This is a genomic window from Paenibacillus vortex V453 (assembly GCF_000193415.1).
GTDB lineage: Bacteria > Bacillota > Bacilli > Paenibacillales > Paenibacillaceae > Paenibacillus_AQ > Paenibacillus_AQ glucanolyticus.
The window spans coordinates 14280-28745 of record NZ_ADHJ01000006.1 but is presented as its reverse complement, the minus strand read 5'-3'; the positions used below and the strand labels follow the sequence as shown (position 1 = coordinate 28745).

General features: G+C 52.5%; 16 protein-coding genes. 6 read left to right on the top strand and 10 right to left on the bottom strand.

Annotation, left to right across the window (positions count from 1 at the left end):
• Positions 1-3 precede the first annotated feature (3 nt).
• From PVOR_RS02740 to PVOR_RS02725, 4 genes are read left to right on the top strand one after another with little or no spacing between them, the layout of a single operon-like run.
• Positions 4-459, top strand: coding sequence for a tripartite tricarboxylate transporter TctB family protein (locus PVOR_RS02740; protein WP_006207540.1), 456 nt, complete (start codon positions 4-6; stop codon positions 457-459).
• An 18-nt stretch (positions 460-477) separates the two neighbouring features.
• The gene (locus PVOR_RS02735) at positions 478-2004 is read left to right on the top strand and encodes a tripartite tricarboxylate transporter permease (RefSeq protein WP_006207539.1); all 1527 of its coding nucleotides are present in this window, start codon (positions 478-480) and stop codon (positions 2002-2004) included.
• Between the two features lie 33 nt (positions 2005-2037).
• Positions 2038-3459, top strand: a complete 1422-nt coding sequence (locus tag PVOR_RS02730) for an NAD-dependent malic enzyme (RefSeq protein ID WP_006207538.1) — start codon at positions 2038-2040, stop codon at positions 3457-3459.
• Positions 3460-3500: 41 nt separating this feature from the next.
• A complete protein-coding gene (locus PVOR_RS02725) occupies positions 3501-3749 on the top strand; it encodes a hypothetical protein (RefSeq protein WP_006207537.1) in 249 nt (82 codons plus the stop codon).
• A 60-nt stretch (positions 3750-3809) separates the two neighbouring features.
• On the opposite strand, the gene PVOR_RS02720 is transcribed toward PVOR_RS02725, so the two are convergent.
• From PVOR_RS02720 to PVOR_RS02705, 4 genes are all read right to left on the bottom strand, one after another.
• Positions 3810-4388 carry a GNAT family N-acetyltransferase gene (locus PVOR_RS02720; RefSeq protein ID WP_006207536.1) on the bottom strand — a complete coding sequence of 193 codons (579 nt, stop codon included), beginning with the start codon at positions 4386-4388 and terminating at the stop codon, positions 3810-3812.
• Positions 4389-4433: 45 nt separating this feature from the next.
• Positions 4434-4928: a GNAT family N-acetyltransferase gene (locus PVOR_RS02715; RefSeq protein WP_006207535.1), complete on the bottom strand. Its 495-nt coding sequence runs from the start codon at positions 4926-4928 to the stop codon at positions 4434-4436.
• 27 nt (positions 4929-4955) lie between these two features.
• Complete coding sequence (locus PVOR_RS02710; protein ID WP_006207534.1) at positions 4956-5735, bottom strand: aminoglycoside 3'-phosphotransferase; 780 nt, start codon at positions 5733-5735, stop codon at positions 4956-4958.
• 177 nt (positions 5736-5912) lie between these two features.
• Positions 5913-6731: a helix-turn-helix domain-containing protein gene (locus PVOR_RS02705; RefSeq protein ID WP_006207533.1), complete on the bottom strand. Its 819-nt coding sequence runs from the start codon at positions 6729-6731 to the stop codon at positions 5913-5915.
• A gap of 184 nt (positions 6732-6915) precedes the next feature.
• On the opposite strand from PVOR_RS02705, the gene PVOR_RS02700 reads away from it, so the two are divergent.
• A complete protein-coding gene (locus tag PVOR_RS02700; RefSeq protein WP_006207532.1) occupies positions 6916-7368 on the top strand; it encodes a GNAT family N-acetyltransferase in 453 nt (150 codons plus the stop codon).
• A gap of 82 nt (positions 7369-7450) precedes the next feature.
• Positions 7451-7954 carry a spore coat protein gene (locus tag PVOR_RS02695; RefSeq protein ID WP_100086454.1) on the top strand — a complete coding sequence of 168 codons (504 nt, stop codon included), beginning with the start codon at positions 7451-7453 and terminating at the stop codon, positions 7952-7954.
• Between the two features lie 135 nt (positions 7955-8089).
• On the opposite strand, the gene trxB is transcribed toward PVOR_RS02695, so the two are convergent.
• From trxB to hisF, 6 genes are all read right to left on the bottom strand, one after another.
• Positions 8090-9043: a thioredoxin-disulfide reductase gene (gene trxB, locus PVOR_RS02690; RefSeq protein ID WP_006207530.1), complete on the bottom strand. Its 954-nt coding sequence runs from the start codon at positions 9041-9043 to the stop codon at positions 8090-8092.
• Between the two features lie 110 nt (positions 9044-9153).
• Positions 9154-10890, bottom strand: coding sequence for a tetratricopeptide repeat protein (locus PVOR_RS02685; protein WP_006207529.1), 1737 nt, complete (start codon positions 10888-10890; stop codon positions 9154-9156).
• Positions 10891-10979: 89 nt separating this feature from the next.
• Positions 10980-11930: a ribose-phosphate diphosphokinase gene (locus PVOR_RS02680; protein ID WP_006207528.1), complete on the bottom strand. Its 951-nt coding sequence runs from the start codon at positions 11928-11930 to the stop codon at positions 10980-10982.
• Between the two features lie 169 nt (positions 11931-12099).
• Entirely contained in the window at positions 12100-12939 is an 840-nt protein-coding gene (gene hisJ, locus PVOR_RS02675) for a histidinol-phosphatase HisJ (protein ID WP_006207527.1), read from the bottom strand.
• A gap of 12 nt (positions 12940-12951) precedes the next feature.
• Positions 12952-13656: a bifunctional phosphoribosyl-AMP cyclohydrolase/phosphoribosyl-ATP diphosphatase HisIE gene (hisIE, locus tag PVOR_RS02670; protein WP_006207526.1), complete on the bottom strand. Its 705-nt coding sequence runs from the start codon at positions 13654-13656 to the stop codon at positions 12952-12954.
• Positions 13653-14411, bottom strand: coding sequence for an imidazole glycerol phosphate synthase subunit HisF (gene hisF, locus PVOR_RS02665; RefSeq protein WP_006207525.1), 759 nt, complete (start codon positions 14409-14411; stop codon positions 13653-13655). Before hisF ends, hisIE begins: the two co-directional genes overlap by 4 nt.
• Positions 14412-14466 lie beyond the last annotated feature (55 nt).

Genomic DNA, 14466 nt, shown 5'->3' with positions numbered 1-14466 from the left:
CCCTTGAACAGAACGTTTGACCGCTACGCCAGCATCGTATTCCTGCTCCTGGGCATCGGCTTCATGTGGCAGAGCGCCAAGATCAGCGCATCCGCATACGGCAGCACCGTTGGGCCTAACATATTCCCTTTTGGTCTCGGATTGGCGCTTGTACTGCTAAGCATTCGTTTGTTTTATGAAGCTTTGAAGGCAAAGCCGACAGAAAGCCAGAAGGAGAAGCTGGATTACAAGCGATTCTTTATGATTTTCGCTGCAGCCTTTCTCTACGCCTATTTCCTGGAAGTCATCGGTTATATCATCGGCACATTCCTGTTCCTCCTGTTTGCGTTCCAGACGCTGGAACGAGGGAAGTGGCTGAAATCCATTCTAATCTCCGCGCTGTTCTCCGGCGGCGTGTATGTCATCTTTGTTGTCTTGCTGGAAGGCTCCATGCCGGGCTTCCCGTCTTGGCTATCATGAGCATGGGAGGAATCTACAATGAACGTTTTGGATTATTTGGCGGATGGCTTTATGACCGCCTTGCAGTGGCATAATCTTCTCTTCGCCTTCATCGGCGTGCTGATCGGCACCTCCGTCGGCGTGCTGCCCGGCATCGGTCCGATGAGCGGCGTCGCGCTTCTGATCCCGGTGACCGCCTCCATGACAAGCGGCCTGCCAGCGGAAGCAGCAGCCACCAGCTCCATCATTCTCCTTGCTGGCGTATATTACGGGGCCATGTATGGTGGCTCTACAACCTCGATCCTGCTCAATACGCCCGGAGAGTCCTCGTCTGTCGTGACAACGCTGGACGGCTATCAGATGGCAAAACAGGGCAGAGCCGGCCCGGCACTGTCCATCGCTGCCATCGGTTCGTTTGCAGCCGGGCTCTTTGCGCTTGTGGCATTAATCCTGCTGGCACAGCCTTTATCCAATGTTGCGATTAAATTCGGCCCTGCCGATTATTTCTCGCTCATGCTGCTCGGACTCTGCGCGGTGAGCGGGCTTGCGGGGAAATCGATCACGAAGGCACTCATTATGACCGTTTTCGGCCTGCTTCTGGCCACCATCGGCATGGATACCGTATCCGGCGTCGCCCGATTCACCTTCGACATTCCAATCCTGTACTCCGGTCTGGAATTCTTGACGATTGCCGTTGGTTTGTTTGCCCTTGGTGAAGTGTTCAAATCCATCCTGGAGAGAGACTACATTGCGGGTCAAACGTCCAAGATCGGCCGTATCCTGCCAACACGCAAGGATCTGAAGGATAGCGCCGGACCGATTGCCCGAGGTTCCGTTCTCGGCTTCTTTATCGGCATTCTGCCGGGCGCCGGTGCAACACTCGCTTCCTTCTTCAGTTATATCGTTGAGAAAAAGATCAGCAAAAATCCGGAATCCTTCGGCAAAGGCAACATCGCAGGCGTAGCCGCTCCGGAGTCGGCCAACAACGCAGCATCCGGAGGCGCTATGATCCCGCTGCTGACGCTCGGCATACCGGGCTCCGGCACCACCGCCATCCTGATGGGGGCGCTCATCATGTATAACATCCAGCCGGGCCCGCTTCTGTTTGAGGAACATCCTCAAGTCGCATGGGGGCTGATTGCCAGCATGCTCATCGGCAACCTGCTTCTGCTCGTACTGAATATGCCGCTGGTCAAAGTATTTGCCAAGGTCATCCAGACCCCGGCTAAATACCTCATCCCGATCATCATTGCCATCTCCATATTCGGTGTTTATGCCGTTCAAGCGCAGATCTTCGACCTGATCCTGCTGCTCGGCTGCGGCATTGCGGGCTTCCTGCTTGCTCGTAATGACTTCCCGCTGGCCCCGCTCGTGCTCGGACTCGTACTGGGCCCGATGATTGAGAACAATATGCGCCGGGCACTAACCACATCCAACGGCGACTTCATGATTTTCCTGCAGAAGCCGATGTCGCTGACATTCCTCATCATTGCAGTTCTCTGGATTCTCGTTCCGATTCTGCTGAAGCGCAGAGGCAAAGAAGTTGTCGTGAATGAAGAAGGCTAACTATACGTATACCGATAGGTCAAGGAGGCAGTCATGAATACCAGCAAACTAGGCGGCAAAAGTGTCATTGCCCGAATCGAAATGAATACGGAAGAAGCAAGCTTTGGTCAAGTGACGGCCGCTATCTTTGAGGCTGGCGGCGACATCGTAGCCATTGACGTCATCCAGACCAGCAGTCATACTACGATTCGCGACGTCACCATCACCGTCATCGATACCGTTGACATCGACATCATTGCCGAGCGCATCCGCACCTTGCCGGGTGTTCGGCTGCAGCATCTGTCCGATCGCACCTTCCTGCTGCACCTGGGAGGAAAAATCGAGACCAAGCTGAAAGCGCCGATCCAAAACCGTGACGACCTCTCCCGCGTGTATACACCGGATGTCGCACGCGTATGCATGGCCATTCATGAGGAGCCGCGCAAGGCGTTTACGCTCACCGTGAAACGCAACACCGTCGCCGTCATCTCCGACGGCAGCGCTGTCCTGGGACTCGGCAATATCGGTCCATATGCTGCCATGCCGGTCATGGAAGGCAAATCGATGCTGTTCAAACAGCTGGCGGACGTGGACTCCTTCCCCATCTGCCTGGATACGCAGGATACCGAGGGCATCATTGCGGCGATCAAAGCCATTGCCCCTGCGTTCGGCGGGATTAATCTGGAAGATATCTCCTCACCGCGCTGCTTCGAGATTGAACAGCGGCTGCGCGAGGAGCTGGACATCCCGGTATTCCATGACGATCAGCACGGAACAGCCGTCGTCCTGTACGCTGCCCTGATCAATGCGCTTAAGGTCGTTGGTAAATCGGTCGAGGATCTGAAGGTGGTCGTCTGCGGCATCGGTGCTGCGGGCATAGCCTGCAGCAAAATACTGTTGTCGGCAGGCGTGAAGAATATCATCGGTGTTGATCGCATTGGTGCACTGACGGCAGATCAGACGTATGACAATCCGATGTGGCAATGGTACGCCAACCATACCAACCCCGATCGATTGTCCGGAACGCTGCAAGAGGTCATCCAGGGTGCTGACGTATTCATCGGCCTGTCGGCCGGGGGAATCCTGAAAAGAGAGCATGTTCAAACCATGGCGGAACGTCCTATTGTCTTCGCAATGGCAAACCCGGTACCGGAGATTCTGCCGGAAGAAGCCGAGGATATCGTGGGTGTCATCGCCACAGGACGATCAGATTATCCGAACCAGATCAATAACGTGTTATGCTTCCCCGGCATCTTCCGCGGCGCCCTGGATTGCAGAGCTTCCGCGATCAACGAGGAGATGAAGCTGGCAGCAGCGGAAGCCATCGCTTCTGCTGTCTCGGACAAGGAACGAAGCAGGCACTATATCATCCCGAGTGTCTTCAACCAGCAAGTCGTAAGCGGTATCCGGGACCTCGTCATCCGAGCAGCCATCCGGACAGGAGTAGCCCGCAGAATTCCAAGAGAATATCGTTAACGATTATCGACTCCATTCCATGAAGCGGGGAGGATTCACTAATGGGAAGCAGCATAAGGGCCATCGTGGACATTAATATGAGGGCAAATGATTTCTCATCAAGCATCGTACTCGTCCTGGGGCCGGATCATTATATTGACGTAAAAAGCATACTGGGCCTAAGCATGACGCTGTACCGCAATCAAACCTACCTTCTGTACGTTTACGGCCCAGACCAATTGGAAGCGAAAGCCGCCATGCAGGAAGTATTCGCGAAGCATCATCTTCAGCTTCAGCTGAAAGAGGATTAGAGCTTCTTATATTCCGATAAAAAGCGCCCCCGATTATGCTCGTGGGGCGCTTCATTATGTTTATAATGGTTCCTCGGATGAATTTGATTGGTGGCGTTTCCCCCTATATTCTATGATCCAGCAGTCCCGAAGCTCTCCCTCATGCAGTTCATGCTTCTCCAGCATTCTTACCTTACGGAACCCGCACTTCTCATAACAAGCGATGGCACGTTCATTCCAGGTTTGCGGATCCATCACGATACGTTCGGCCTGCCGGTGATGCACGAGATAATCCACCATGGATGATACGAGTTTCGTGCCGATGCCCTGATTCCAATAAATCGGCTCTCCGATGAACTGATCCATCCCGAACGCTATGGAACCGGCTTCAGCCTTCTCATACCCGTAATGATATAGCCCCTCTTCATCCAGGGGATAAAACTGAATGTATCCGATCGGCTTCCCGTCATATTCGATCAAACACCGAGTCTCCTCATCATCCACGTAGAAATGCTCCCTCACCAGCGCTGGGTCATGGGGATGGTCCCTTCCCCCGTAGTACTGCAGCACATCCGGGTTGGATAGCCAGAACACCAAAGATGACTCATCTCTCTCCTCCAGCTCGCGGACCGTGATCGGTCCTGCCTCGTACACCAGCATCGTTATCCACCCTTCTCCATCATGAGTCGTTCAAGATTCCTTGTTTTAGACCACATCTGCAACCATCGTGATAGAGGTACCGCTCACCCCCACCTCCTGAAATCCAAAACGTTCATATAGTCTCATAGCCGCCGCATTCCCCGGATCTACGCTAAGCGATACCTTGTGAATTCCCTTCTCCTTCATTCCCCTGAACAATTCCTTCATGAGTGCGGTCCCAATTCCTTGTCCGCGGGATTCCGGAAGCAGCGCCATCCCGAGCTCCGGGATATCATCGCTGACATAACCGAATCCCTTGTTCCCTTCATCAAAATAACGGATATGGATCGAGCCTATCGGCTTGCCGACACCATTTTCAGCAATGTAACCCAGATCGCCGGCTCTGCCCCAGTTCTCCACATATTTTTTCATGAACGGCTCTTCAATCACGTCCCGGCTAAAAGGCTCCTCTCCTTCAGTCACGTACAGGGACTCATACAGCATATCCCGCAAGAATGCCCCGTCCTCCATTCCTGCAGCGCGAATCTGATACGAATTCATATGCATTTCCTCCTTTCTCCTCTTCTGTTAGTTGATCATGTCTGTCAGTGCAGTCCATATAGCCAATCTCTCCGCATCGAAGTGGGTACGTCCGTAATGATTTAGGAAAATATCCTTGTAGTCATCGCAACTCAGATTATATCGCAGCGTCCAGATGCCCCAATAAAGGTCATAATGAAGGTCTCCAATCCCGCCATAACCCAGGTCAACGAATCCCTCGAGGCGGAAATCCCTCATGATGATATTCGGCAGACAGTAGTCGCCATGGAGAAGCACATCATGGACTGCGGTTCCTCCCAGCTTCTCAAGATCTGACAGAGCCCGTTCCCTTCCACCGGGAAAGGCTTCAATTTCATCCGATTTGCTCATGATGCTTTCCTGATACTCTTTCAAAAGTTCAGCCGTTCGATTCGGAAATGAACAATCCGCAGCAGATAAAGAATGGAGATAACGAAGACTCTCCCCGAATACAGCAGCCAGCCGCTTCGGATCCTCCAGATGCCCTCCGGATACACCGTCATCCCCTTGCAGCGCTTCGGTCAGCAGGTAATCGTGCCCGTTATCCTGTTCATAAGCCATGACCTTGGGAGCCAGGCCCTTTCCATGTAGATAGTCCGACATCATTCCTTCTCTCTTCAGTTCATTCCTTTTCGCTATCTTCAAAAACAGAGGTTGGCTCCCTCCCTCGATGTACAGGGTTCTGGCTTGTTCCGAGGAGCTGCTGTCATAGACGGCAGCCGCCTGGATATAGGGCTGCAAGCTGACAGGCAGCGTCTTTATATCAAATGGAATACGTACTCTTTTCATAACTTCTCCCTACCTGCCATCCCATCGGCGGCCTCAGTTCATTAGAATTAAGACGTCCCCCTCGGAACGCCTTCGAATCTGTACAGTATGAATTGGCGATTCACCGGTCTAATCCTTCCCTTACAGCCGGTATTTTTTTGTTTAACCTATTTTTGATCACCAAAACGCCCTCTTCCATCACACCTTCTGCGCAAGCATCTTGGTCATGGCATGCCGATGCGGTATGCCGGACGAGTTGCAATCAAATATCACCTCCGGGCAGCTGTGAATCAGCCAATCGTGGTAATGCATCGTCAGCTCCCCAGATCTCCAATCATAAGCGTATGGCTCATTCTCCGGAGGAGGTGCAATGAACGGCTTCTGGATGAATACGTTGAGGCAATGGAGTCCCTCTGTTGAAGTGAATGTTTTGTAATTGGCAAAGATCTCTTCACGATACTCCGGTCTAATATAATGCAGCACGCCACTGGAATACAGCACATCAAACTCCGAGTCCAGACGGTAATCTGAAATATCCGCCTTGAATACGTTCACGTGAACCCCGATCTGATCGGCCAGTCTCTTGGTTTTCTCAATCCCCGCATCCGAAATGTCGAAGGCAGTGACATCATAGCCATTACGGGCAAAAAACACCGCGTCCTTACCTTCCCCGCACCCGATGTCAAGCAGCTTGATCCTTCTTGTCGGAGGAATCATCTCAAGCACCTGATAGCAGGCTGCGCCCGGCTCCGTGCCCCAATAATAGTCCGGCGTTTTGTACTCCTCCTCATAGATGCTGAGGGATTTGCCTGTTGAGGAATAACCGAACAGCTTATCCATACTGACTTCCAGCAGCTGCGACAGCTCCGGAAGCAGTGCGACATCAGGCATAGTCTGCCCGGTCTCCCATTTGGATACCGCCTGAAACGTCACGCCCAGCTTGTGCGCCAAGGCTTCCTGGGTAAGACCGCGCTCTTTGCGGTAACGGTTGATATTTTTGGCTAACATGTCTCTCATATGTATCACGCTCCTAATAACCACATTGTAGGGGCGTTCCGGGGGACGTACAATAACCTGCTTATTGAATCCCGGAGGAATTCAACCGCAAGTTGAATATCATCCAAATACAGGAATGCGCTGTAAAGACATGTTACAATAAACCTGTTTACATTACTGATGAAATTCTTAAGGGAGAACACTCGTGAACATTAGAAAGCTCAATACCCATGAAATGCCCCCCATGGACCTGCTGTTGCTTGCGGATCCATCGCCAAGACTCGTTGAGGATTATGTGAAGCGCGGCCATTGTTATGTAGCTGAAGATGAATCGAATATGATCGGTGTCTACGTCCTGCTGCCCACCAGGCCGGATACAATCGAGCTCGTGAATGTCGCTGTGAGCGAGAATCTCCATGGCCGAGGATACGGCAAGCTGCTCGTGAACCATGCCATCGGTCAGGCCCGAATTCTTGGATATGCCACGATAGAGATCGGAACCGGCAGCACCGGCGTCGCGCAGCTGGCACTGTATCAGAAATGCGGATTTCGGATGACTGGCATTGATCGGGACTTTTTTGTCCGGCATTATGATGAAGAAATCTATGAGAATGGAATGCGGCTTCGTGACATGGTGCGACTGTCACAAGATTTATAGCATGGAGGAGGGCTATGTCATGCATGCAATCATGCAATGCACCATTCGCCCTTCCCCGGAATAGGCTAATGTATCATACTTAATGGAGGCAAACATTGTGAGCATAAAGCCAAACCCGAGCCATCTTGCATGGCATGAAACAATGAAGCTGCATGAAATAACCGCTTCGCAGACAAACAGCCTGATCGGCTTCAAGATGTCCATTCATAATATCAAGGATAAACATCTCCATGCACTGTATGCCGAAGCGATTAGAGACATCGAGCAGAACCTGCGGGAATTGCTGCCTTATTTTTCCGAAGCTCCAACAGGGACCCGCAGCCTTTCGGACTCGGAACTAACCGCTTTCTACGCAGGTCAACTGCTGGGTTATGCCAAGTCCTCAATTCTCGGCTACGCTTCTGCCATTACCGAGACCGCAACGCCAAGCTTAAAAGAAACGTTCCACAAACAGATGCACAGAGCCATTGAGCTCCACACCAAGGTATTCAATTATATGCTGGAGCGCGGACTGTATCCGGCTTATAATCTGAAGGAATTGCTGGAGAATGACGTGAAGAATGCCAATAAGGCATTGGGCATGTAAACTTCTACAGCCAACGACGAAAAGCCCCCGACTGTACAGCAGGAAGCTAAGCGAGATATCGTCTCGCGCAGACTTCCTTCCGCTGTATAGCACAGGGGCTTTTTTTATCCATATACATCCTTAAGAGCAAGGGATTTATTTATTCAACGTTTCGCTCCAGTCATGCACCATGTGACCCTCCAGATACTTCTCGCAGTCCATTGCGGCCATACAGCCAGTGCCTGCAGCCGTAATCGCTTGGCGATAACGCGTATCCTGAACGTCGCCACAAGCGAATACACCTGGAATGTTGGTCTCCGTAGTTCCTGGCGTAACCAGAATATAGCCGGTTGGGTCGGTTGTGATTTGATTGCCGAGGAAGCCCGTATTCGGGGTATGCCCGATCGCTACGAACACGCCTTCCGCTTCAATCAGCTCTTCCCCGCCTGTCTCATTGTTGCGGACCTTCAACCCTTTAACACCGGTTTCGCTGGTAACCACCTCAACAGGCGTACGATCCAGAGCCCACTCGATTTTCTCGTTCTCACGTGCACGATCCTGCATGATTTTGGATGCACGCAGTTCGGTACGACGGTTCACGACCGTTACGCTGGAAGCGAAACGCGTCAGGAAGCTGGCTTCCTCCATTGCAGAATCGCCGCCGCCGATAACAACGATTTTTTTCCCGCGGAAGAAGAATCCGTCACACGTTGCGCACGTGCTTACGCCGCGTCCAACATTCTCCTGCTCTCCGGGAATTCCGAGATACTTCGCGGAAGCACCGGTCGAGATAATCACGGATTCAGCCAGAAGCTCACCCATTCCCTCGACATTCACCTTGAACGGACGCTCGGAGAAATCAACGGACTCCACCCATGCACTCTTGAACTCTGCACCGAAGCGCTCCGCCTGTTGACGCATGTTATCCATCAGCTCGGGACCCATAATGCCTTGCGGGAATCCAGGGAAGTTCTCAACCTCCGTCGTTGTCGTAAGCTGGCCGCCTGGCTGCATGCCTTCGATCACAAGCGGCTTCAGGTTCGCGCGCGCCAAGTAGATGGCTGCCGTCAATCCGGCAGGTCCAGTTCCGATTACGATTGTTTTGTACATATATACAGCCTCCTTAATGGTGATGATTTCTGCTGATCACTACATCCTATTCAGGACTTGCGGAATTTTCCGTACCAAGATCTCCTAAGTATCCGAATATGGGTTGTTACTTAAATGTTTTCCGTAAATGGCCGGAAATTATCATCCGGCTGCACTTTCGTTTCACATACGCTATCAATTTGACGCGCGTAGCGGCTAACCGTGGATGGCGAAATGCCGTAACGGACCGCAACCTGTTCATAGGTCAGGGTGCGTCCACGCTTCTTGGCCGTCAAATATTCCAATGCCGCTGCCCAGCCCTCCACATTCCGAATACTCGGAATATCAGGATACAGCCGGCTGAGGAAATCGGACCAGAGATTCTCCAGCTCTTTTTTCCAGAAGGCATCTACACGCATGTCCATCGTCTGTTCGGCCTTCTCCAGCACCGCCTTCCAGGACGGCAGCCAGTCGGGGAGCACCTCGCGGCTCTTGCCGCTGGACGTTTCGCGGTCATCGCGGCGTTCCTTCAGCCGATTGCTGGCGGCCTCCATCTGCTGGAGCACCAGACGAGCGGCATCCTTCAGCTCCGCATCCTCTCCCGGTTCCTGAAGGAACGATTGCAGAGCGTGCTGCACCTCTTCATCGGCAATCAATTCCAGGGTTCGGATCACTTGAAGCTTGGTCTGCGGATCGCCATGTCTCAGCGCCCAGAAGAAAGAAGAGCGAATTAGCGGATTCTGCTTCGCTTCCTCCGTCAATTTATCGCCATCATGCTCCCAGCGTTTGAACTGCTCCTCGAATGGAAGATGATAGTGGTAGCTTACCTTCATCTGGTCTGTTCCAGTCTCTTTGCGCTTCTGCAGCTGAGCCAGATAGAAATTCGGAATCACCGAATCTCCGTCCAACTTCAGCGCCTGCCGCCAGTATTTCTCGGCCCTGTCATAATCACCGCTGTTGCAAGCCGCAACGGCCGTGTAATGGTACAGGCTTGGATCGCCGCTGAACTCCTCATCCTTCAGAAGCCGGCGGAAATGACCGTACGCAATTTCATGCTGCCCCAGTATTCCCATCGTCGTAGCCAGCTTGAACACATGCTCCAGATGAAAAGGTACCGTCACTGTTAGCATGTCCATTAAACGGTCACGCTGCTCCTGATTTCCTTCATGCTGAAAGAAGATGGCCAGATTGCACAATCCGTGCAGATTGCCCGGCTCCTGATCCAGCACCTCGCCAATGGTACGCTTCGCTGTGTCGAAACGCCCCATATAATAATAAGCCAGAGCCAGATTATTGCGCGCAGCCAGAAAATCCGGGTAATCCTTGACGATCTCCTCCAATAGCTTGACCGCTTGTGCGAACTTGCCTTCCTCAAGCAGTGCCCGCGCATGCTCATGCTCGACCACGCCTTCACGACTCTTGATCCGGTTCAGCTTGGCAGGACGGTTAAGCTCATAATGAAGCAGTTCCATCATCTCTTCCGCCTCATCCAGAAACTGGCCGTTCGGATCTTCCTCCAGATAAGTGACAAGCGCCTCTTCCGCCTTCTCAAACTGTTCCATATTAGCGTAATTGTTCGCCATATAGAAATAGCATTCTGTCATCAACGGGTCCACCTGCTCCAGGATGTGAGCTAGAACATCGTTCGAAGCTTTATAATCTCCCGTCTCTGATAATATACCCGCCATATTGCAATGATTCACCGGATTATCCGGTTCATATTCAACAGCTTTGCGAAAATACTTCAGAGCCTTGTCATATTGGTAACGATCAAGCGAACGAACCGCGCGATCGAAGAAAAAATTGGCATTCATCTCGATAGATATAACATTGTGGGGGTCACTGGACCCATATGGATTACCATTCACGAAAAGCAAGGCACCTCCTTTAACTTGCTCCTCTATCCAGAACAGTATAACACAAGTTACAATGTCATTTGCAGAAAAAAGACACCAGTTTACACACCGGCGTCTTTGAATAAAGTGGCGATCGATCCGCCCTCGATAATGATATGAGATGCCTGTGCCAGCATAGGCGCAATGGACAGCACCTTCAGCCGCATCTTACAGTGATGCTCAGGGAGCGCAATCGAGTCTGTAATAACTATTTCCTCGATATGTGCATGATCAAGCCGGGTCAAAGCTTCCCCGGAGAAGAGTCCATGGGTCGCGCATACAATGGCATCTTGGGCCCCGCGCTCCTTCAGACCTTCTACCACTTGTACGATCGTTGATCCCGTATCAATCAAGTCCTCGATAATGATGGGCGTACGATCCGCCACATCCCCAATGACATGGGTGATGACCGCTTCGTTATGGGCAGGGCGCTGCTTCACCATCATGGCAAACGGCGAACCCAGGCGGCTTGCGAGCTTCTCCGCTGTCTTGGCCCGTCCCGCATCCGGAGATACAATGACAGGCTTCTCGATATTCTTGGCTTTCAGGTAATCCGTGATCAAATCCAGCGCAGTCAGATGATCCACCGGGATATTGAAGAAGCCCTGTATAGCTGGCGCATGCAGATCAATTGTGATGACTCGGTTGGCCCCGGCGGTGGTAAGCACATCAGCTACCATTTTTGCGGATATCGGCTCGCGCGGGGCCGATTTGCGTTCCTGTCTGGCATAACCGTAATAAGGCACAATGATATTAATCGTTCGGGCGGATGCACGTTTGGCGGCATCAATCATCACCAGCAGTTCCACAAACATTTCATTGATCGGGTGAGAAAAGGACTGGAGCAGAAAGACATCGCAATTGCGGATGCTCTCTTCATAATGCACGTAAACTTCGCCACTCTGAAAGCGGGAAATTTTGATCTTCCCGAGTTCAACTCCCAACTGCTGGCTGATGCTTGCCGCCAGCGTCGGATTGGAAGTTCCGGCGAACAATCGTAGTGAACGATACATGAGGACCTCCTGACGAGAGTGGTTTATATGGTCGGCTGACGCAACGATGGTTTGAAAGCGCTATCGTCAAATCAGGCCGTTCCCGTCTCCTGCACCCGTCGATGAGGGTCTTCTGGAGAGGAAAACAGCCGTCTGCAATGAACCTGTTTGCAATTAGTGCTTGTCTTTATTATACATTGTTTTCTCCCACATTCAAAAGCACCATCTCCCGCTTCCGGTTACGGAAGGTTGCGATTTCCCGAACACCCAGCTCGGATAACAGTGCCCGTGCCTGATCCAGATGTTCACCGAGCTTCTTCGGCTGATGGGCATCCGACCCTAAAGTCAACGGGATGCCGAGTCGGACCGCTTCCTCCAGCATGCGGCGGCTTGGGAACATTTCCTCGCATGCCTTCGATAATCCGGAAGCATTCAGCTCCATGGCAGTCCCGCTGTGAGCTACGGCAGCAAGCGCTGCTTGTTCCAGAGCGATCACGTCCAGCTTCTGATCGGGACCTGGTCCATATCCGAATCGTTTAATCACGTCCAGATGGCCCATAATATCATAGAATCCGGTTGCGGCGGCTTTCTGTACCGCATCATAATATTGACCGTAGACCTCAAGCGGATCCTTGCCATCCCAGCCGTGGGTCTGGCGATAATCCGTGATGTCCCATTCTCCCAGAAAGTGTACGGAGCCTATCACATAATCCCAGGGATAGTCCCTCACGATTCGCTCGATTTGTTCTTCATATCCCTCGATATAATCGCCTTCAAGTCCGATCCGAATGTCGATTTGTCCCCTGTAACGATCCTTTAGCAGCAAGCATTCCTCCACGTAACGCGGCAGCTCGTCCATCGGCATCGCCATTTCAGGGTAATAGTCCTCTGGATTGACGTGGATCAAGGGCATGTGATCCGACAAACCCAGTTGATCCATCCCAAGCTCAACAGCGCGCCGCACATACTCCTCCAGCTGGCCTTCAGCATGTCCGCAGCGGGCATGGTGGGTATGGTAATCTATATGCATGGGCAGCCCCTCCTAATCGCGGCGCGGCCGTTCATGGCGGCGGCTCAGCTCACCCATGATCTCATCCAGCGGCAGCTTCCGTTCCTGCAGGAGCACCAGCAGGTGGTAGATCAGATCGCTGATTTCAAGTTTAAGCTCGGCATTGTCTTTATTTTTGGCGGCGATGATCGTTTCCGAGGCCTCTTCGCCCACCTTCTTGAGGATCTTATCAACGCCTTTATCAAACAAATAGGTCGTATAAGCGCCTTCCGGACGCTCGATCTCACGCTGGGCAATGACCTCTTCCAGCTCGGCAAGAACGGCAAAGCGCTCCCCAGATTCCGCCGCCGTACCCTGATTGGCAGGCTCACTCTGTTGACCCGGAACGGTAATCTCATTATGGAAGCAGGTCGTTTGACCGGTATGGCAGGCCGGTCCGTTCGGATTCACCTTCACCAAGAGGGTGTCCCCATCACAGTCATACGTCATGGAAACCACCGTCTGCACGTTCCCGGAGGTGGCCCCTTTATGCCACAACTCCTCACGCGAACGGCTCCAGAACCAAGTCTCGCCGCTTTCCAGCGTTAATCGCAGCGATTCCCGGTTCATATAAGCCATCATCAGCACCTCCTTGCTCTGTGCATCCTGTACGATCGTCGGTACCAGGCCTGCCCCGTCCCATCGAATATGCTCGCTGACCTGCTCCAGAGATAAATCTTTCAACATATCGTCGCTCACCGTATCTCCACTCCTTTTTGACTAAGATGCAACTTCAGATGAGGGATCGAGATTTCTTTATAGTGGAATATCGTTGCCGCCAGACCCGCATCCGCTTTGCCTGTTGTGAACACATCATAGAAGTGATCCTCACGCCCAGCGCCGCCGGAAGCGATGACCGGGATCCCTACCGCCGAGGATACAGCCGACGTCAGCGCCAGATCGAACCCGTCCTTGGTGCCATCGGCATCCATACTGGTTAACAAAATCTCGCCCGCACCTAAACTCTCCGCCTGCTTCACCCAATCCAGCGCCTTGATGCCGGTAGGCGTACGTCCGCCATGCGTGTATACTTCCCATTCTTCCCACGTTTCGTTGTACTTGGCATCAATCGCCACAACGATGCATTGGGAGCCGAATTTGCGCGCTCCGGCCGAGATGAGCTCCGGCTGTCTTACCGCTGCCGTATTTATCCCGATTTTATCCGCGCCTGCCCGCAGAATCCGCTTCATGTCCTCGACAGACGAAATGCCTCCCCCAACGGTAAAAGGTATGGCGATTTCTCCGGCCGTTCGGCGAACAACTTCCTCCATCGTTGCCCGGCCCTCTACCGATGCCGAAATATCCAGAAAGACAAGCTCGTCTGCGCCTTCACGGTCATAGAGCGCCGCCAATTCAACCGGATCGCCCGCATCGCGGAGATTTACAAAATTAACACCCTTCACCACCCGGCCGTCTTTCACGTCCAGGCAAGGAATGATCCGTTTTGCCAGCATGCCGTTCCCCTCTTCCCCTATATGAACTCAATTTATCGTTAATCCGAACATGCCC